The 19,270-nt window shown below is 72.4% G+C and carries 17 protein-coding genes; 7 read left to right on the top strand and 10 right to left on the bottom strand.

Going from position 1 to position 19,270, the window contains the following annotated elements:
* Positions 1 to 89 precede the first annotated feature (89 nt).
* The 5 genes from OG946_RS05310 (at position 90) to OG946_RS05330 (ending at position 5,925) form a co-directional block, all read left to right on the top strand.
* A complete protein-coding gene (locus OG946_RS05310) occupies positions 90 to 854 on the top strand; it encodes an IclR family transcriptional regulator (protein WP_125933977.1) in 765 nt (254 codons plus the stop codon).
* Positions 855 to 1,043: 189 nt separating this feature from the next.
* Entirely contained in the window at positions 1,044 to 1,841 is a 798-nt protein-coding gene (locus tag OG946_RS05315) for an MIP/aquaporin family protein (RefSeq protein WP_326794988.1), read from the top strand.
* An 84-nt stretch (positions 1,842 to 1,925) separates the two neighbouring features.
* A complete protein-coding gene (gene glpK, locus OG946_RS05320) occupies positions 1,926 to 3,452 on the top strand; it encodes a glycerol kinase GlpK (RefSeq protein WP_326794989.1) in 1,527 nt (508 codons plus the stop codon).
* 5 nt (positions 3,453 to 3,457) lie between these two features.
* Positions 3,458 to 5,080 carry a glycerol-3-phosphate dehydrogenase/oxidase gene (locus tag OG946_RS05325; protein ID WP_326794990.1) on the top strand — a complete coding sequence of 541 codons (1,623 nt, stop codon included), beginning with the start codon at positions 3,458 to 3,460 and terminating at the stop codon, positions 5,078 to 5,080.
* A gap of 173 nt (positions 5,081 to 5,253) precedes the next feature.
* Positions 5,254 to 5,925: a FadR/GntR family transcriptional regulator gene (locus OG946_RS05330; protein ID WP_326794991.1), complete on the top strand. Its 672-nt coding sequence runs from the start codon at positions 5,254 to 5,256 to the stop codon at positions 5,923 to 5,925.
* 84 nt (positions 5,926 to 6,009) lie between these two features.
* On the opposite strand, the gene OG946_RS05335 is transcribed toward OG946_RS05330, so the two are convergent.
* From OG946_RS05335 to OG946_RS05360, 6 genes are all read right to left on the bottom strand, one after another.
* Positions 6,010 to 6,837, bottom strand: a complete 828-nt coding sequence (locus OG946_RS05335) for an amidohydrolase family protein (RefSeq protein ID WP_326794992.1) — start codon at positions 6,835 to 6,837, stop codon at positions 6,010 to 6,012.
* Positions 6,838 to 6,842: 5 nt separating this feature from the next.
* Positions 6,843 to 7,808, bottom strand: coding sequence for an aldo/keto reductase (locus OG946_RS05340; protein WP_326794993.1), 966 nt, complete (start codon positions 7,806 to 7,808; stop codon positions 6,843 to 6,845).
* A gap of 10 nt (positions 7,809 to 7,818) precedes the next feature.
* Entirely contained in the window at positions 7,819 to 8,880 is a 1,062-nt protein-coding gene (locus tag OG946_RS05345) for an ABC transporter permease (RefSeq protein WP_442814268.1), read from the bottom strand.
* Entirely contained in the window at positions 8,877 to 10,535 is a 1,659-nt protein-coding gene (locus OG946_RS05350) for a sugar ABC transporter ATP-binding protein (RefSeq protein WP_326794994.1), read from the bottom strand. Before OG946_RS05350 ends, OG946_RS05345 begins: the two co-directional genes overlap by 4 nt.
* A gap of 3 nt (positions 10,536 to 10,538) precedes the next feature.
* Positions 10,539 to 11,585, bottom strand: a complete 1,047-nt coding sequence (locus OG946_RS05355; RefSeq protein ID WP_326794995.1) for a sugar ABC transporter substrate-binding protein — start codon at positions 11,583 to 11,585, stop codon at positions 10,539 to 10,541.
* Between the two features lie 122 nt (positions 11,586 to 11,707).
* On the bottom strand, positions 11,708 to 13,027 hold the full coding sequence (locus OG946_RS05360; protein ID WP_326794996.1) for an enolase C-terminal domain-like protein: 1,320 nt from the start codon (positions 13,025 to 13,027) through the stop codon (positions 11,708 to 11,710).
* A gap of 260 nt (positions 13,028 to 13,287) precedes the next feature.
* On the opposite strand from OG946_RS05360, the gene OG946_RS05365 reads away from it, so the two are divergent.
* Positions 13,288 to 14,508, top strand: a complete 1,221-nt coding sequence (locus tag OG946_RS05365; RefSeq protein ID WP_326794997.1) for a PAC2 family protein — start codon at positions 13,288 to 13,290, stop codon at positions 14,506 to 14,508.
* Between the two features lie 18 nt (positions 14,509 to 14,526).
* Here the strand turns inward: OG946_RS05365 and mshC are convergent, their stop codons facing one another.
* The 4 genes from mshC to OG946_RS05385 all read right to left on the bottom strand — a co-directional run bounded on the left by mshC (position 14,527) and on the right by OG946_RS05385 (position 18,170).
* Positions 14,527 to 15,756 (bottom strand): cysteine--1-D-myo-inosityl 2-amino-2-deoxy-alpha-D-glucopyranoside ligase, encoded by a 1,230-nt coding sequence (mshC, locus tag OG946_RS05370; protein WP_326794998.1) that lies wholly within the window; start codon positions 15,754 to 15,756, stop codon positions 14,527 to 14,529.
* A 128-nt stretch (positions 15,757 to 15,884) separates the two neighbouring features.
* Positions 15,885 to 16,805: an SCO1664 family protein gene (locus OG946_RS05375; RefSeq protein ID WP_326794999.1), complete on the bottom strand. Its 921-nt coding sequence runs from the start codon at positions 16,803 to 16,805 to the stop codon at positions 15,885 to 15,887.
* The gene (locus OG946_RS05380) at positions 16,769 to 17,359 is read right to left on the bottom strand and encodes a DUF3090 domain-containing protein (RefSeq protein ID WP_326795000.1); all 591 of its coding nucleotides are present in this window, start codon (positions 17,357 to 17,359) and stop codon (positions 16,769 to 16,771) included. The genes OG946_RS05375 and OG946_RS05380 overlap by 37 nt, the downstream gene beginning before the upstream one ends.
* An 85-nt stretch (positions 17,360 to 17,444) precedes the next feature.
* On the bottom strand, positions 17,445 to 18,170 hold the full coding sequence (locus OG946_RS05385) for a histidine phosphatase family protein (protein WP_326795001.1): 726 nt from the start codon (positions 18,168 to 18,170) through the stop codon (positions 17,445 to 17,447).
* Positions 18,171 to 18,226: 56 nt separating this feature from the next.
* On the opposite strand from OG946_RS05385, the gene corA reads away from it, so the two are divergent.
* Positions 18,227 to 19,225 (top strand): magnesium/cobalt transporter CorA, encoded by a 999-nt coding sequence (gene corA, locus OG946_RS05390; RefSeq protein WP_326795002.1) that lies wholly within the window; start codon positions 18,227 to 18,229, stop codon positions 19,223 to 19,225.
* Positions 19,226 to 19,270 lie beyond the last annotated feature (45 nt).

Raw genomic sequence — 19,270 nt, forward strand, 5'->3', positions numbered from 1 at the left:
GGTCTTCCCCGACCACCCCCCTGCGGCGGAACAATGACCGATACTGTTCAGCATTGTCGAACTGCCGGTCTCGTTGAGGAGGATCTTCCGTGGCACGGAACATCCAGTCGCTCGAGCGAGCGGCTGCGGTGCTGCGCCTGCTGGCCGGAGGAGAGCGGCGCCTGGGCCTGTCCGACGTCGCCTCGACGCTGGGCCTGGCCAAGGGCACGGCGCACGGCATCCTGCGCACGCTGCAGCAGGAGGGCTTCGTCGAGCAGGACCCGGTCTCCGGGCGGTACCAGCTCGGCGCGGAACTGCTCCGCCTGGGCAACAGCTACCTGGACGTGCACGAGCTGCGCGCCCGCGCCCTGCCCTGGACCGACGACCTGGCCAGGGCCAGCGGCGAGAGCGTGCACCTGGGCGTGCTGCACCACCAGGGCGTGCTCATCGTCCACCACGTCTTCCGGCCCGACGACAGCCGGCAGGTGCTGGAGATAGGCGCCATGCTGCCGCTGCACAGCACGGCGCTGGGGAAGGTCCTGTGCGCCGTCGACCCGGTGGCCCACGCCGAGGCCGCGGAGGGCGACCGCAAGGCGCTCACGCCCGCCACGGTCACCGAGGCGGCGGACTTCGAACGGATCCTGGAGCTGACCCGGGCCCGCGGCTGGGGCTCCGACGTCGAGGAGACCTGGGACGGCATCGCGGCCGTCGCCGCCCCCGTACGCGACCGCCGCGGCATGCCCGTGGGCGCCGTGGGCGTCACCGGCGCGGTGGAGCGCGTCTGCCCCGGCGGCGAGCTGCGGCCCGAACTGGTGGCCGCGGTACGCGACTGCGCCCGGGCGGTGGCGAGGGACCTGGGCGCCGGGCGCTTCTGACCGCGCGGGCCTCCTCCGACTGGCCGATTCCCCGTTTTCCCGCCACCGGGCCTTGACGTGCCTGTGACGTGGCGGAACACTGCCGTGCACCGGTCGGCATTGTCGAACACCTAACGATAATTTTGACGTAGGGTGTTATGCGCGGACCGGATTCCTTGTACGGACCAGCCAGGACAAAGGAGTCGCAGGATGGACCCGTCCAATTGGGACATATTTAGCGGTGAGGTGCTCGGGACGGCCTTGCTGATCGTTCTCGGTGGCGGCGTGGTCGCCGCCATCACCTTCAAGAAGTCCAAGGCCCACCAGGCAGGCTGGGTCGCGGTCTCCTTCGGCTGGGGTCTCGCGGTCCTCACCGGCGCCTACGCGGTCGCCGGTGTCTCCGGCGCCCATCTGAACCCCGCGGTGACCCTCGGGCTCGCCATCAAGGGCGACACCCCCTGGAGCGACGTCCCGCTCTACCTCGCCTCCGAACTGCTCGGCGCCATGATCGGCGCCGCTTTCGTGTGGCTCGCCTACTACGGCCAGTTCCACGACCACCTCACCGACAAGGAAGTCGTGGGTCATCTCGACGGCGCGGACCAGAAGGCGATCGAGGCCCATGAGAAGGGCGCGGGACCGGTGCTCGGCATCTTCTCCACCGGCCCCGAGATCCGCAACGTCGTGCAGAACGTGATGACCGAGATCATCGCCACCTTCGTCCTCGTCATCGCGATCCTCACCCAGGGCCTCAACGCCGAAGGCAACGGGCTCGGCACCCTCGGCGTACTGATCACCGCGCTCGTCGTTGTCAGCATCGGTCTCTCCCTCGGTGGCCCCACGGGTTACGCCATCAACCCCGCGCGCGACCTCGGTCCGCGTATCGTCCACGCCCTCCTGCCGCTGCCCAACAAGGGTGGCTCCGACTGGACCTACGCGTGGATCCCGGTCGTCGGCCCGCTGATCGGCGGCGCCGCCGCCGGCGGTCTCTACCAAGCCGTCTTCGCCTGAGCCGGGCGTCCCGCCCCCGCACCGGGCGGGACCACGCAGGCCACCACCTCGACCCACGCCGAACCAACGACGTATCGGAGCGACATGACCGACGCACACACTGCAGGCCCGTTCATTGCGGCTATCGATCAGGGGACGACTTCGAGCCGGTGCATCGTGTTCGACACCGATGGCCGGATCGTGTCGGTGGACCAGAAGGAACACCAGCAGATCTTCCCCAGGCCCGGCTGGGTCGAGCACAACGCCACCGAGATCTGGCGCAACGTCCAGCAAGTCGTCGACGGCGCCGTCGCCAAAGCCGGCATCACCCGCGCCGACGTCAAAGCCATCGGCATCACCAACCAACGCGAAACCACCCTGCTCTGGGACAAGAACACCGGCGAACCCGTCGCCAACGCCATCGTCTGGCAGGACACCCGCACCGCAGAACTCTGCCGCCAACTCGGCGGCACCGAAGGACAAGACCGCTTCCGCACCGCCACCGGCCTGCCCCTTGCCTCCTACTTCGCCGGCCCCAAAATCCGCTGGCTCCTCGACAACACCCCCGGCCTCCTCGCCCGCGCCCAGGCAGGCGACATCCTCTTCGGCACCATGGACTCCTGGGTCATCTGGAACCTCACCGGAGGCCCCGGCCGCGGCGTCCACGTCACCGACGTCACCAACGCCTCCCGCACCATGCTCATGAACCTCGAAACCCTCGACTGGGACCCCGGCATCTGCCAGGCCATGGGCATCCCCCAAGCCGTACTCCCCCAGATCCGCTCCTCCGCCGAGGTCTACGGCCACGCCGCCTCCGGCACCCTGACCGGCATCCCCGTCGCCTCCGCACTGGGCGACCAGCAAGCCGCACTCTTCGGACAGACCTGCTTCGCCCAGGGCGAAGCCAAATCCACCTACGGCACCGGCACCTTCCTGCTGATGAACACCGCCGGCGAACCCGTCCACTCCGAAAACGGCCTGCTCACCACCGTCGGCTACCGCATCGGCGACGAACCCGCCGTCTACGCCCTGGAAGGATCCATCGCCATCACCGGCGCGCTGGTGCAGTGGATGCGCGACCAGATGGGCATCATCTCCACCGCCGCCGAAATCGAAACCCTCGCCCTGAGCGTCGAAGACAACGGCGGCGCCTACTTCGTACCCGCCTTCTCCGGCCTGTTCGCCCCCTACTGGCGCGACGACGCCCGCGGCGTCATCGCCGGCCTCACCCGCTACGTCACCAAGGCACACCTCGCCCGGGCGGTGCTGGAAGCCACCGCGTGGCAGACCCGCGAGATCGTCGACGCGATGACCAAAGACTCCGGGGTCGAGCTGACCTCCCTGAAGGTCGACGGCGGCATGACCGCCAACAACCTCCTCATGCAAACCCTCGCCGACGTCCTCGACGCCCCCGTCGTCCGCCCCCTGGTCGCCGAGACCACCTGCCTGGGAGCCGCCTACGCGGCCGGACTCGCCGTCGGCTACTGGCCCGACACCGACGCCCTGCGCGCCAACTGGCGCCGCGCCGCCGAATGGACCCCCCGCATGGACACCGAAACCCGCGACCGCGAATACAACAACTGGCTCAAAGCAGTCCAGCGCACCATGGGCTGGATCGAAGACAAGGAGTAGCGGCGATGACTCTCCCGCAGACCGTCCCGGCGGCGATACCCGCACTCGGGACGCACCCGACTGCCGGCCACACCCTCGGCCGCGCGGAGACCCGGGATCTGCTCGCCCGGGCCACGTACGACCTCCTGGTCATCGGCGGCGGGATCCTGGGCACCTCGGTGGCCTGGCACGCCGCCCAGTCGGGACTGCGGGTGGCGATGGTGGACGCCGGCGACTTCGCCGGCGCCACCTCGTCCGCGTCCTCCAAGCTCGTCCACGGCGGCATCCGCTACCTGCAGAACGGCGCGGTGAAGCTGGTGGCCGAGAACCACCACGAGCGCCGGGTGCTGGCCCGCGACGTAGCGCCGCACCTGGTCAACCCGCTCCCCTTCTATCTGCCGCTCTACAAGGGCGGCCCGCACGGCGCCGCCAAGCTCGGCGCCGGCGTCTTCGCCTACTCCGCGCTGTCCGGGTTCCGCGACGGCGTGGGCCACCTCATCACCCCCGGCCGGGCGGCCCGGGACGTCCCCGCGCTGCGCACCGAGGGGCTGAAGGCGGTCGCGGTCTTCGGCGACCACCAGATGAACGACTCGCGGATGGCGGTCATGACGGTACGGGCCGCCGTCGGCGCCGGCGCCGTCGTCCTCAACCACGCCGAGGTCACCGGGCTGCGCTTCACCCACGGCCAGGTGACGGGCGCGGACCTGCGGGACCGGCTGAGCGGCGACGAGTTCGGCGTCGACGCCCGGCTGGTGCTCAACGCCACCGGGCCGTGGGTGGACCACCTGCGGCACCTGGAGGACCCGGCCGCGGACCCGTCCATCCGGCTCTCCAAGGGCGCGCACATCGTGCTCAAGCGGCGGTCGCCGTGGCGCGCGGCGATGTCGACGTGGGTGGACAAGTACCGCGTCACCTTCGCGCTGCCGTGGGAGGACCAACTGCTGCTGGGCACCACGGACGAGCCGTACGAGGGCGATCCCGCCGCCGTGCACCCGACCGACGCCGACATCGCGCAGATCATCGACGAGGCGTCGCTCTCGGTGCGCGACGACGACCTGTCGCCCGACCTCGTGACGTACGCCTTCGCCGGGCTGCGGGTGCTGCCCGGCGGTCCGGGCGGTACGGAGCAGGCCAAGCGGGAGACGGTCGTCACCGAGGGCGCCGGCGGGATGCTGTCGGTGGCGGGCGGCAAGTGGACGACGTACCGCCACATCGGCCGGATGGTGCTCCGCAAGCTCGCCAAGGAGCACGGCGGGGCGATCGCCGAGGACATGCAGCCGGTGAAGTCCCTGGTACGGCACACGCCGCTGCCCGGCGTGGCGAACCCCAACGCGGTCGCGCACCGGCTCCTCGTCGACCGCGACCCGGGCCACCGCATGGCCCCGGACACCGCCCGCCAGTTGGCCACGCACTACGGCTCGCTGTCGTTCGACATCGCCCGCCTGGTCAACGAGAACCCGGACCTGGGCGAGCGCATCCACCCCGACGGGCCCGAGATCTGGGCGCAGGTGGTCTACGCCCGCGACCACGAGTGGGCCGAGACGGAGGACGACGTGCTGCGCCGCCGCACGACGGTGACGATCCGCGGCCTGGACACCGCCGACGTACGGGCCAGGGTGCGGGAGCTCCTCGCCCGCAAGCGGGGCTGAGCACCCGCCGCGGGCCGGAAGTCCGAGGGGAGAGGCGCCATGGGGGCGCCTCTCCCCTCCCCCTTTTCCGCCTCCCGCCGGATTCGCCGCCCTCCCCTGCTCCGCCCACCCGGGCCGCAGGTCATAATGGAAGCGGCGCAGACATCGGATGTCTGTGTCAGGGAGGGCGCGAGATGGCGGTCACGGACGAGGCGATCGAGAAGATCAAGGGAATGATCGTCTCCGGCAAGCTGCGGCCGGGCGACCGGCTGCCCAAGGAGAGCGAGCTGGCGGCCGAGCTCGGCCTGTCCCGGAACTCGCTCCGCGAGGCGGTGCGCGCACTCGCGCTGATACGCATCCTGGACGTACGGCAGGGCGACGGCACGTACGTCACGAGCCTCGACTCCCAACTGCTGCTGGAGGCGATGAGCTTCGTCGTCGACTTCCACCGCGACGACACGGTGCTGGAGCTGCTTGCCGTACGCCGCATCCTGGAGCCCGCCGCCACCGCGCTGGCCTGCACCGGCATCGGGGATCCCGAGCTGGACGCGCTGGAGGCGGAGCTGGCGGAGCTGGGCCACGACCCGTCCGTGGAGGAACTGGTCCGCGCCGACCTGGAGTTCCACCGCCGCATCGTGCAGGCGTCGGGGAACTCCGTGCTCAGCTCGCTGCTTGAGGGGCTGTCGGGGCCGACGGCCCGCGCCCGCATCTGGCGCGGTCTGACGCAGGAGGACGCGGTACGGCGCACGCTCACCGAGCACCGGGCGATCCTCGACGCGATGCGCAGCCGGGACGCCGAGGCGGCCAGGTCGTGGGCCACGGTGCACATCGCGAGCGTGGAGCAGTGGCTGCGCCGGACACTGTGACCCGGGGCCCGGACGGGCCCGGACGGGCCGGGACTGTACGGGCCGGGCGGGGCCGCGGCCACCTGCCGCGCCCAGCGCCCGGCCTCAGTCCCCGAGGTAGAGCCGGCGGGCGTTGCCGCCGAAGAACGCCTCCCGCTCCGCCGCCGTCAGGTCCGCCACCGCCTCCTCTGCCAGCTCGACGACCCGCCCGTACTCCGCCGCCAGCGTGCACACCGGCCAGTCCGAGCCGAAGAGGATCCGGCCGGGCCCGAACACGCGGATCACGTGCCGCGCGTACGGCAGCACGTCCGCCGGCCGCCAGTGGTCCCAGTCCGCCTGCGTGACCAGGCCGGACAGCTTGCAGCTCACGTTGGGCAGCCGGGCCAGCTCCGCGACCAGGTCCGCCCACGGCTGCCACTCCCCCGCCGCGATCTGCGGCTTGCCCGCGTGGTCGAGGACGAACCGGGTGTGCGGCACCGCGCGGGCCGCGGCGATCGCCGCCGGCAGCTCGCGCGGCGTCACGAGCAGGTCGTACACGAGGCCGATCTCGCCCGCGAGCCCCAGCGCCCGCAGCACGTCGGGGCGCTCCAGCCACCGCGGGTCGGGCTCCTCCTCCGCCTGGTGGCGCAGCGCCCCGAGGCGCGGGGGCGTACGGCGCAGGGTGTCCACGTCCAGTCCTGGCGCGGTCAGGTCGAGCCAGCCGCAGACCAGCGCCACCGGCGGGTCCGGCTCCTCGCACAGCTCCAGCGTCTCCTCGTACGACGACGAGGTCTGCACCAGCACCGTGGCGTCGATGCGGTGCTCCGCCAGATGCGGCGCGAGGTCGGCCAGCGTGAAGGTGCGCCGCAGCGGGTCGGCCCAGGAGCCGTCCATCCACGGCTGCGGGCGGCGGCTGATGTCCCACAGGTGGTGGTGGGCGTCGATGCGCGGCATTGCGCTCAGCCTCCCGTGGCCGCGGGCAGCGGCAGGTCGGCGTCGAGCAGCCCGAGTTCGACGAGCGCGGGCCAGAGCGCGTCGGGGATGTCGTACGCGAACATCTCCGCGTTCTCCCGGACGTCGCGCGTCCGGGAGGCGCCCGGGATGACGGAGACCACCGCCGGGTGCGCGAACGGGTAGCGCAGCGCCGCCGCCTTCAGCGGCACCCCGAACTCGCCGCACACCTCGGCGATCCCGCGCGCCCGCTCCACCACCTCGGCCGGCGCCTCGCCGTAGTGGAACCGCCCGCCGGGCCGCGGGTCGGCGAGCAGCCCGGTGTTGTAGACGCCGCCGACGACGACGGAGGTGCCGCGCCGTTCGCAGACGGGCAGCAGGTCGTCGTACGCGCTCCGCTCCAGCAGCGTCCAGCGCCCGGCGCACAGCACCACGTCGACGTCGAGGTCGGCGACGAGCCGGCCCAGATGGTCGCTGAAGTTCATGCCGAAGCCGATGGCGCCGACGACCTTCTCCGCCTTCAGCTCCGCGAGCGCCGCGAAGGCCGTCTCGTACACCTGCGGCAGGTGGTTCTCGACGTCGTGGAGGTACGCGATCTCCACCCGGTCGAGCCCCAGCCGCTCCAGGGACGACTCCAGCGTCGCCCTGATCCCGTCCCGGCTCAGGTCCCACACCCGGCCGCGGGCCGGGGTGTCGACGAAGTCGTGGGCGGGCTCGGTCTCGCCCGGGCCGAGGGGCCGCAGCCGCCGGCCGACCTTGGTGGACACGGTGTACGAGTCCCGCGGCCGGCCCGCGAGCGCACGGCCGAGGCGCTCCTCCGACAGCCCGACACCGTAGTGCGGCGCGGTGTCGAAGTAGCCGTAGCCGTGCGCGAACGCGGTCTCGACGATCTCGGCCGCGGTGGCGTCCGGCATCGCCCGGTAGAGGTTGCCGAGGTTGGCACAGCCGAGGCCGAGCCTGGGTATGGGGGGCATCCGCCGCCTCTCAGTCCTGTTTCTCGCCGCTGACGAACCGGGAAATGACCAGGGCCACGATGATGATCGCCCCGTTGAGGAACTTCGTCCACTCCGCCGGCACACCCGCGAGCGTCATCACGTTGATGACGAGCTGGAGCGTCAGCACGCCGGTCAGCGCACCGAAGAGGGTGCCGCGCCCGCCGCGCAGGCTGATGCCGCCGATGACCGCCGCGGCGAACACCTGGAAGATCATGTCCTTGCCCTGGCCGGCGGAGACCGAGCCGTAGTGGCCGGTGTAGAGCACGCCGGCGAAGGCCGCGAGCATGCCGCCGATGGCCAGCACGATCCAGGTGATGCGGTCGACGCGGATGCCCGCGGCGCGCGCCGCCTCCGGGTTGCCGCCGATGGCGTACAGCGCGCGCCCGTGCCGCAGATAACCGAGCATCAGCCCGCCGACGGCGTAGAGGCCGAGGCAGACATAGACGGCGGCGGGCACGCCGAGCCAGCTCTCCTTGCCGAGGTAGGCGAAGGACTCGGGCACCTCGATGATGGACTTGCCGCCCGTGATGCCCTCGTGCAGGCCGCGCAGCATGACCAGCATGCCGAGCGTGGCGATGAAGCCGTTGACTCTGAGCTTGAGGATGAGGAAGCCGTTGAAGAGCCCGATGACGGCGCCGACGAGGAGGCAGAGGAAGATCGACGTGCCGGACGGCAGCAGTTCGATGCCGGTGAACCGGCCGCCCTCGGCGGGCAGTACGAGCCAGAGCGCGATCACCGGCGCGACGCCGATCGTCGACTCCAGCGAGAGGTCCATCCGGCCGCTGATGAGGATGAGGGCCTGGGCGAGGACCAGCAGCCCGAGTTCGGTGGACTGCTGGACGACGCCGATGAGGTTGTCGGAGGTCAGGAAGGCGGGCGAGACGATGAAGCCGATCACGCCGAGCACGAAGATGACGGGTACGAGCGAGAAGTCGCGCCAGCGGCCGAGGTCGATCTCCACCCCGCCGAGCTGCAACTGCGGCTTCTTCTCCACCGCCGCTCCGCCCTCGGCCGCGCTGGCCGGCGGCGCTGTCGACGTAGGCCGTGTCATGCTTGCTGCCCCTTTTCCGGCTGATCCTGCTGGTCGGGCTGAACTGACTGGTCGGACTGGCCAGACTGGTCTGGCTGGCCTGGCTGTACGTGCTGGTCCGGCTGGTCCGTGCCGGTGCCGTGCTCCTGCTGCGGGCCGCGGGCTCCGGGTTCGATGCCCTCCATGGCGGCGACCAGTTCCCGGTCGGTCCAGCCGCCGCCGAACTCCGCGACCACCCGCCCGTGGAAGAGCGCGAGCACGCGGTCGCAGACGCGCAGGTCGTCCAGTTCGTCGGAGACGATGACGGCGCCGCTGCCGCCGTCGGCCACCCGCCGGACGACGCCCAGCAGGGCGTCCTTGGACTTCACGTCCACGCCCGCGGTCGGCTTGATCGCCACGAGCACGCCGGGGTCCCGGGCGAGCGCGCGGGCGATCACGACCTTCTGCTGGTTGCCGCCGGAGAGCCCGTCGACGTCCTGTGCAGGACCCGAGGTCTTGATGTCCAGCGACTCGATCATGCGCTGCGCGAACCGGCGGGTGCGCGAGGGCAGCACGGTGCCGTACGGGCCCAGTTGGTCGGCGACGGTGAGCGTGGCGTTCTCCGCGACGCTGCGCCCGGGCACCAGGCCCTGCTGGTGCCGGTCCTCCGGTACGTACCCGATGCCGGCCTCCAGCGCGTGCGGCACGCTGCCGGTGCGCACGGCGGTCCCGCGCACCTCGACCCGGCCGCCGTCCGGCGCCCGCATGCCGACGAGGGTCTCGCCGATCGCCGTGTTGCCGCTGGCGGCGGCGCCGGCCAGGCCGACGACCTCCCCGGCGCGCACGGCCAGGTCCAGCGGCTCGTACGCACCGGCCACGGCCAGCGCGTGCGCCCGCAGCACGGGCTCGGCGCCGCCCGCCGCCGTCGCCTGCCGCGGCAGCGCGGCAGGACCCCCGGCGCCGGCGGGCGCGCCCTCGCCGGTCATCGCGGCGACCAGGTCCTCCTTCGGCAGCCCGGAGACCGGCGCGGTGAGGATGTGCCGGGCGTCGCGGAAGACGGTGACGGTGTCGCAGAGTTCGTAGACCTCTTGGAGGTGGTGGGAGATGAAGAGGAAGGCGACCCCCTGCCGCTGCAGTTCGCGCAGTTTGCCGAAGAGCCGGTCGATCCCGCCGGCGTCGAGCCGGGCGGTCGGTTCGTCGAGGATGATCAGCCGGGCGCCGAAGCTCAGCGCCCGGGCGATCTCCACGAACTGCCGCTGCTCGACGCCGAGATCCTTCGCCCGCGCCGCGGGGTCCACGTCCACGCCGTACGCCGCCAGCAGCTCGCGGGCGCGCGAGCGCAGCCCGCGCCAGTTGATGGCGCCGCCACCGGTGTAGCGGTTGAGGAAGAGGTTCTCTGCGACCGTGAGGTCCGGGACGATCATGAGCTTCTGGTAGACGCAGGCGACCTTGGCGCGCCACGCCGCCGTGTCGCCGAACGGCGGCGCGGGCGCGCCGGAGAAGGTCACGGCGCCGGCGTCGGGCCGCTCCATGCCGGTGAGCACGGAGACGAGGGTGGACTTCCCGGCGCCGTTGCGGCCGACGAGGGCGTGTGCCTCGCCGGCCGCGACCTCCAGGTGCACGCCGTCGAGCGCGAGCGTGGGGCCGAAGCGCTTGACGACGCCGTCGGCGCGTACGGCGGGGGGCGCCGCGGGCACGGCTCAGCCCTGCTTTTCGAGCTGGTTGGCCCACAGCTCGGGGTCGTCGACGTTCTCCTTGGTGACCAGCGGGGCCGGCAACTGGTCCTCCAGGCCGTTCGGGATCTTGACGATCTCCGAGCCGTGGTCGGTCTTGCCCGGCTTGAACTCCTTGCCCTTCAGCGCCTGCTGGGCGTAGAAGAGCGCGTACTCGGCGTAGAGGTCGGCGGGCTGGGAGACGGTGGCGTCGATCTTCCCGGAGCGGATGGCGTCCAGCTCCTCGGGGATGCCGTCGTTGGAGACGATCGTGATGTGGCCGTCCTCCCCGGCGGGCTTGAGCATCCCCTTCTGCTCCAGCAGCGCCAGGGTGGGCTGCAGGAAGACGCCGCCGGCCTGCATGTAGATGCCGTCGATCGTCTTCTCCTTGGCCAGGACGCTCTGCAGCTTTGCGGAGGCGACGTCGCCCTTCCACTCGGTGGGCAGCTCGAAGACCTGCATCTCGGGGTACTTCTCGTCCATGCACTTCTTGAACGCCACCGAGCGGTCGCGGCCGTTGATGGAGGCCAGGTCGCCCTGGAACTCCACGACCTTGCCCTTGCCGCCCAGTTGCTCGCCGAGGTACTCGCAGGCCTTGATGCCGTAGGCCTCGTTGTCGGCCCGTACGACCATGTAGACCTCGCCCTTGTCGGGGCGGGTGTCGACGCTGACGACGGGGATGTCCTCCTCCGCCAGCCGCTCCAGGGTGGAGGCGACCGCGCCGGTGTCCTGCGGCGCCATGATGACGGCGTCGGCGCCCTGGTCGGTGAACGCCTGCACGTTGGCGACGAGCTTGCCGATGTCGTTCTGCGAGTTGGTGATCGGCAGGGCGTCGACCACGCCGTCCGAGACGCCTTTCTTCAGGTACTGGTGGTAGGAGTTCCAGAAGTCGCTGTCGGTGCGCGGCATGTCGATGCCGACCTGGCCGTCGCCGCCGGCCGCGTCGTTGCCGCGGTTGCAGGCGGTGAGCGGGGCGAGGGCGAGGAGTGTGGTGCAGGCCGCGACGGCCGTCGTGCGGAGTCTGCGAGTCAGCATGGGAGTCCCGTCCCGTCGTTCGTCTCGGGTATGCGGCTGGGGGGTTCGGCTCGGGCCGCGGCGGGCCGGGGAGCCGGCCGTGCGGCGTGGGGTGCGGTGTGCGGTGCGTCGGGCATGGGGGCTCAGCTCCCCTGGTCCCGCTCGGCCACTGCCTGCCAGACCGGGCCGTCCGGGTAGCGGTGCGCGGCCAGCGACTCGGGGAGCATGCGCGCGGAGAAGCCGGGGGCCTCGGGTGCGCGGTAGCGGCCGTCCACGACGACGGCCGGGTCGGCGAAGTGCTCGTGCAGGTGGTCGACGTACTCGATGACGCGGTCCTCGCGGGTGCCGGAGACGGCGACGTAGTCGAACATGGCCAGGTGCTGCACCAGTTCGCAGAGGCCGACGCCGCCGGCGTGCGGGCAGACCGGCACGCCGTGCTTGGCGGCGAGCAGCAGGATGGCCAGGTTCTCGTTGACGCCGGCCACCCTGGCGGCATCGATCTGCACGAAGTCGACGGCGCCGGCCTGGAGCAGTTGCTTGAACATCACGCGGTTGGCGACGTGTTCGCCGGTGGCCACCTTCACCGGCTGCCCGGCGCGCACGGCGGCGTGGCCGAGCACGTCGTCGGGGCTGGTGGGCTCCTCGATCCAGTGCGGCGCGTACGGGGCCAGGGCGGTCATCCAGCGCACGGCGTCGGCGACGTCCCAGCGCTGGTTGGCGTCCACGGCGATGCGCACGTCGGGGCCGACGGCCTCGCGGGCGAGCCGCATGCGCCGTACGTCCGCGTCGAGGTCGCCGCCGACCTTGAGCTTGATCTGGCCGAAGCCCTCGGCGACGGCGGCCTTGGAGAGCTGGATGAGCTTCTCGTCGGAGTAGCCGAGCCAGCCGGGGGTGGTGGTGTACGCGGGGTAGCCCTCGGCGCGCAGCAGCGCGGCCCGCTCGGCGCGGCCGGGTTCTGCGGCGCGCAGCAGGGCCAGCGCCTCGTCGGGGGTGAGGGCGTCGGAGAGATAGCGGAAGTCGACGAGGGACACCAGTTCCTCGGGGGTCATCCAGGAGAGGAACTCCCAGACCGGCAGCCCCGCCAGCCCGGCGGCCAGGTCCCAGGCGGCGTTGACCACGGCGCCTGCGGCCATGTGGATCACGCCCTTCTCGGGGCCTAGCCAGCGCAGTTGGGAGTCGCGGGTGAGGGTGTTGCAGAGCTCGGCCAGCTCGGCGGCGGTACGCGGCGCGGGGCGGCCGACGACGTAGGGGGCGAGGGAGCGGATGGCGGCGGCGGTGACGTCGTTGCCGCGGCCGATGGTGAAGCAGAAGCCGTGCCCCTCGACTCCGGGGTCGTCGGTGCGGATGACGACGTACGCGGCGGAGTAGTCCGGGTCGGGGTGCATGGCATCCGACCCGTCGAGCTCCAGTGAGGTGGGGAAGCGGATGTCGGAGACGTCCAAATCGGTGACAGTCGGTCGCATACAGGCTTCCCTCGCGTCTGGAACATCGGATCTTTCAGCAGTCATCCGATGTATATCGGGGTGGGCTTGCCAACGTCCAGAGGCCGTGAGTGATTTATCCGCACTGACGCGCTGCCAACCCTCCTCAAGGTGCACACCTCGGATGAATCGGTACTCGCGCCGCACGGGATACGGCGCGCCGACGGGGAAGCCTTAGGCTGGGGGCCGCATGTTCCGCAGCACGTGGCCACAGGGGCCGGCACAGGGGAAGGAGGCGCTGGGTGATCGAGCTGGAGGGGCTGCCCGAGCTGGTCGATCCGGTGATGATCTGCGCCTTCGAGGGCTGGAACGACGCCGGTGACGCCGCCTCCTCCGCGGTCGGCCATCTCGACCGGGAGTGGAAGGGCGAGGTCTTCGCGTCACTGGACGCCGAGGACTACTACGACTTCCAGGTCAACCGGCCCACCGTCACCCTCCACGGCGGCGTACGGAAGGTCACCTGGCCCACCACGCAGTTGTCCGCGGTGCGGATCGCGGACGCCGACGGCAAGGGCAACCCGCGGGACCTGGTGCTCGTCCGCGGCATCGAGCCCAGCATGCGCTGGCGCTCGTTCTGCAACGAAATCCTCGGCTTCGCCCACGAGTTGGGCGTCGAGCTGGTCGTCCTGCTCGGGGCGCTCCTCGGCGACACGCCGCACACCCGGCCCGTGCCGGTGACGGGGGTGACCTCGGACCCGGAGCTCGCGGTGTCGATGGATCTGGAGGAGACCCGCTACGAGGGCCCGACCGGGATCGTCGGCATCCTCCAGGAGGCGTGCACGCACGCGGGCGTGCCGACCGCGAGCCTCTGGGCCGCCGTCCCGCACTATGTCTCCCAGCCGCCCAACCCGAAGGCCACCCTGGCGCTTCTCAACCGGCTCGACGATCTGATCGGCGTGCGCATCCCGCTGGGCGAACTGCCCGAGGACGCGCGGGCCTGGCAGGTGGGCGTGGACCAACTGGCCGCGGAGGACAGCGAGGTCGCGGAGTACGTGCAGACGCTGGAGGAGGCGCGCGACACCGCGGAGCTGCCGGAGGCGTCGGGAGAGGCGATCGCCCGCGAGTTCGAGCGCTATCTGCGCCGCCGCGATCCGGGCGCCGGGCCGTACCTGCGCGACCTCTCCGGGCCGCAGCCCCTCACGGACCGGGAGGAGCCCCGGGCGCCGCAGGAGCGCGACGGGGACGGCGAGGACGGCGGCGGCACGGACGAGGCGGAGGGCGCCGCGGAGCCGGAGGAGGACGGTGCCGGGCAGGACTCCGGGACCGCCGAGGACGACGGGGACACCGGAGACTCCGGGGCCGCGGAGGGTTCGGACGGCCCGGAGGACTCGGACGGCTCGGACCGTGGCGCCGGCGAGGACGCCTCCGACGACGGCGACGCGGACACGGACGCCGACGCCGGGTCCGACGACGGCAAGCGCCCCGGGCGCGACGGCGAAGGCGAGGCCGGCGGCAAGGACTGACGCCGCCCCGCCCGCCCGCTACAGCGCCACGCCCAGCAGCGCGTCCACCGCCCGCGAGACCACGCCCGGCGCCCCCGTGTCCGTACCACCCCCGGCGCGCTGCAGCGCCGCCCAGTGGTCCACGGCGGCCAGCGCCGCGGGCGAGTCCAGATCCTCCGCCAGCGCGGCGCGGATCTCCTCCACGAGCCCCTCCGCGGGCGGCCCCTCCGGCCGGGAGACGGCGTCCCGCCAGCGCGCCAGCCGCCGCTCCGCCTCCTCAAGACCGTGGGCGGTCCACTCCCAGTCCGTGCGGTAGTGGTGGGCGAGGAGCGCGAGCCGTACGGCCACGGGGTCGACGCCGTCGCGGCGCAACCGGGAGACGAAGACGAGGTTGCCCTTGGACTTCGACATCTTCTCGCCGTCGAGGGCGACGAGCCCGGAGTGCACGTACGCCTTGGCGAAGGGGAACTCGCCGGTCAGCACCTGCGCGTGGGACGCGCCCATCTCGTGGTGCGGGAAGATCAGGTCGCTGCCGCCGCCCTGCACGTCGAAGGTCATGCCCAGGTGGTCCAGCGAGATGGCGACGCACTCGATGTGCCAGCCGGGCCGCCCGCGGCCCAGGGAACCGCCGTCCCAGCTCGGCTCGCCCTCGCGGGCGGCGCTCCAGAGCAGCGGGTCGAGCGGGTTCTTCTTGCCGGTCCTGTCGGGGTCGCCGCCGCGCTCTGCGGACAGCTCCCGCATGGTGGCCGCGTCGAGCCCGGAGACGGCGCCGAAGCGGGGGTCGGATTCGACCGAGAAGTAAATGTCGCCGTCGAGCTCGTACGCCGCGCCGGCGTCGCGCAGTTGCTCCACGAGGGGCACGATCCGCGGTATCGCCTCCACCGCGCCGACGAACTCGCGCGGCGGCAGGTTCCGCAGGGCCGTCATGTCGTCGCGGAACAGGTCCGTCTCGCGGTCGGCGAGCAGGGTCCAGTCCTCGCCCGTCTCGGCGGCCCGGACGAGCAGCGGGTCGTCGACGTCCGTGACGTTCTGGACGTAGTGGACCTGCCGCTTGTTGTCCAGCCAGACGCGCTGCACGAGGTCGAACGCGGTGTAGGTGGCCGCGTGCCCCATGTGGGTGGCGTCGTAGGGGGTGATGCCGCAGACGTAGATGCGGGCCTCCGGGCCGGGATCGAGGGCGACGAGCCCTCCGGTCGCGGTGTCGTGGAGGCGGAGGTCGCGGCCGGTGCCGGGGAGCACCGGGACCTCGGGAGCAGGCCAGGCATGCATGTAAACGAGCGTAACCGCCGGTTGCCTGGTGAAACGACCGGGGCGGCGCGAGGCCGCGGTTTCGGACAGGGGTGGGAGGGTTCGTACGGAATATGCCCGCGCGAGCGCCGGCGCGAGGACCGGCAGGCTCAGACCGGCGGCCAGGGGATGGCCGGCCACTCGCCGCTGGGCTCCGGGTGCCGTCCCGAGGCCAGCAGCGCGGTGGTACGGGCCCGCAGCGCGGCCACCTCCGCCGCCGTGATCAGCGGCGCCAGCCGGGCGGCCAGCGGGCCCTCGGGGGCGAGCCCTGCCGCGAGCCGGTGCAGCACGGCGACGGCCTCGGCGGGCAGCGGCTCGCCGGCCCAGCCCCACAGCAGGGTGCGCAGCTTGTCGTCGGTGTGGAACGTCACACCGTGGTCGATGGCGTAGAGCCGGCCGCCGGCGGCGGGCAGCAGGTGGCCGCCCTTGCGGTCGCCGTTGTTGATCACGGCGTCGAGTACGGCGAGGCGGCGCAGCCGGACGTCGTCGGCGTGCACGAGCAGCGCGGGACGGCCCTCGCCCGTCTCGGCGTAGCCCACGGCCTTCCAGCCGGGTCCCGGCTCGTCGCCCTCGACGAGGGCGAGCAGGTCGGCGCCGCCGGGCGCCGCCCCCGCCGTGCCGTCCCGTCCGCCCTGCGCGTCCGTCCCGTCCTGCGCGTCCGTCCCGTCCTGCGCGTCCGCGGCCGGGATCCAGAGCTGGCACATGCCCTCGCCGAACGGCCCGTCCCGCAGCACCGTCGGCGGCACCAGCCCCCAGCCGGTGGCCTCCGAGACCTCGTACGCCGCGACCTCGCGCTGCGCCAGCGTGCCGTCAGGGAAGTCCCACAGCGGCCGCTCCCCCGCGACCGGCTTGTACACGCACTCCGCCGTCCGCCCGGCGTGGGCGACGGTGCAGAACAGGACCGCGTTCGACGCGCCGCGGATGCGCCCGGCGACGGTCAGCTCGCCGCCGGTGAGCAGCGCGCGGGCCTCGTCGGACGCCAGGGCGAGCGGGCTCACTCCCCCCGGCGGTATCCGTTCTGGCGCGGACATACGTGTCCCTCCGGGTCGAGCGGCAGGCTGCACAGCGGGCAGGGCGGCCGGCCGGCGTTCACCACGTCGTTGGCCCGCTTGGCGAAGGCGCGCGCCATCTGCCCGGTGAGGCGTACGCGCAGCATCGGCGGGCCGTTCTCGTCGTCCTGCAGCAGCGCCTCCTCGGCCGCCGCCAGGTCCTCGTCGGAGTCGGCGTCCAACTCGACCAGAGCCTGCGCCTCGACGACCATCCGCTCGCTCTCCGCGTCCCACGCCAGCGCCATCGTGCCGACCCGGAACTCCTCCTCGATGGGGGCGTCCAGGGGCGCGGTGTCGGACAGCTCGGCGGGGGCGACGGCCGGCACGTCGCTGGTGCCGCCGCTGCGCCGTACCACCTCGTCGAGAAGCTCGTCGATCCGCTGGGCCAGCGCGGACACCTGCGCCTTCTCCAGCGCAACGCTGGTCGTACGGCCGGACTTGGACGCCTGCAGGAAGAAGGTGCGGCGCCCCGGCAGCCCGACCGTGCCGGCCACGAAGCGGTCCGGCGGGTCGTAGAAGTACACCTCACGCGGCACGTGCTGCTCCGATTGCTCGACTTCTGAACGGGATCCGCTGCGGGCCCGATCCGACCACCCTACTGCGCGAGCTGATCATCGGGGATCAACCGGCTCCAGCACCGCCGCCCACCTCCGCGGCCGACGCGTCCGCCGCGTCCTCCCGCGCACCGTCCGCCCCCGGATCCGCCGCGGGAGGCGGCGGCGCGAGGCCGTCGAGCAGGCCGGTGTCGCCGAGCCGGAGCACGAAGGGGCGCAGGGGCGTGTACCGGATCGCGGTGACGGAGGCGGGGCCGACGGCGATGCGCTGGAAGAGGTCCAGGTGCATCCCGAGGGCGTCCGCCACCACGGACTTGATGACGTCGCCGTGGCTGCACATCACGTACAGCGCCTCCGGGCCGTACTCGGCGAGCACGGTGGCGTTCCAGTCCCGTACCGCCTCGACGGCGCGCGCCTGCATCGCGCGCATCGTCTCGCCGCCGGGGAACACCGCCGCCGACGGGTGCTGCTGCACGGTGGCCATCAGCGGGTCCTCCGCCAGCTCGGCGAGCTTGCTGCCGGTCCACTCGCCGTAGTCGCACTCGGTCAGCCGCTCGTCGACGTGCACCGGCAGTTCCGGGCGGGCGGCCAGCAGCGGCTTGAGGGTCTCGCGGCAGCGTTCGAGCGGGCTGGTGACCACGGCGGCGGGCGTCAGGGCGGCCAGCCGGGCGGGCAGCGCGGCGGCCTGCTCTGTGCCGCGTTCGTCCAGTCCGACGCCCGGGCTGCGGCCGGCGAGCACGCCGTCCACGTTGGCCGTGGACCGGGCGTGCCGGAGCAGGAGGAGGGTGGGCATGCCAGCCAGCGTACGTCCTGCGCGACAGGCGGCACGGTTCGGGAAAGAATGACGGTGTGATCGTCGACTGCGCGCTCTATCGGCACGGCCGGCGCGTGCCCGCGCCCGCGGACGTCCTGGCGGTGCTCGCGCAGGCGCGCGCCGACGAGGACACCTTCTGCTGGATCGGGCTCTTCGAGCCGTCGCGCGAGGAGTTCGACGAACTGACCCGCGAGCTCGGTCTGCACCCGCTCGCGGCGGAGGACGCGGTCACCGCGCACCAGCGGCCGAAGCTGGAGGTGTACGACGCGGCGCTGTTCCTCGTGCTCAAGCCCGTGCTCTACGACGACAGCACCGACACCATCACCGTCAGCGAGATCAACACCTTCGTCGGCGACTCCTTCGTGGTCACCGTCCGGCACGGCGAGGCGAACCCCCTCGGCCGGGTACGGGCCCGGCTGGAGGGGCAGCCGGAGGTGCTGGCGCACGGGCCGACGGCGGTGGTGTACGCGGTGTGCGACGCCGTCGTCGACAACTACCTCGACGTCGCGGACGACTTCCACACCGACCTGGAGGAGCTGGAGGCCGAGGTCTTCCAGCCCAGCGGCCGCGACCCGGGCCGCTCGGCGGGGCGGATCTACGACTTCAAGCGGCAGGCGCTGGAGTTCCGCCGCGTCACCGGCCCGCTGGCCGACCCGATCGCGCGGCTGGCGGGGGCCGGGCTGCCGTTCGTCAACGAGCGGGCGCGGCCGTTCTTCCGCGACGTGGGCGACCATCTCATGCGCGTCAACGAGCACCTGGAGACCGTCGACCGGCTGCTGTCCGACATCCTCGCCGCGCACCTCGCGCGGGTGGGGGTGCAGCAGAACGACGACATGCGGAAGATCTCCGCGTACGCCGCCATGGCCGCGGCGCCGACCGTCATCGGCAGCATCTACGGGATGAACTTCGACCACATGCCGGAGCTGCACTGGACGCTCGGGTATCCGGCGGTGCTGCTGGTGATGGCGTCCGTGGTGCTGTCGCTCTACGTGTTCTTCCGCCGGCGCGGCTGGCTGGGCAACGGCGGGCGCTGAGGGCCGCGGCCCGGCGGCCGGGTGCCGTTCGCGCCGTTCGCGCCG

Source organism: Streptomyces sp. NBC_01808 (assembly GCF_035917395.1).
Lineage (GTDB): Bacteria > Actinomycetota > Actinomycetes > Streptomycetales > Streptomycetaceae > Streptomyces.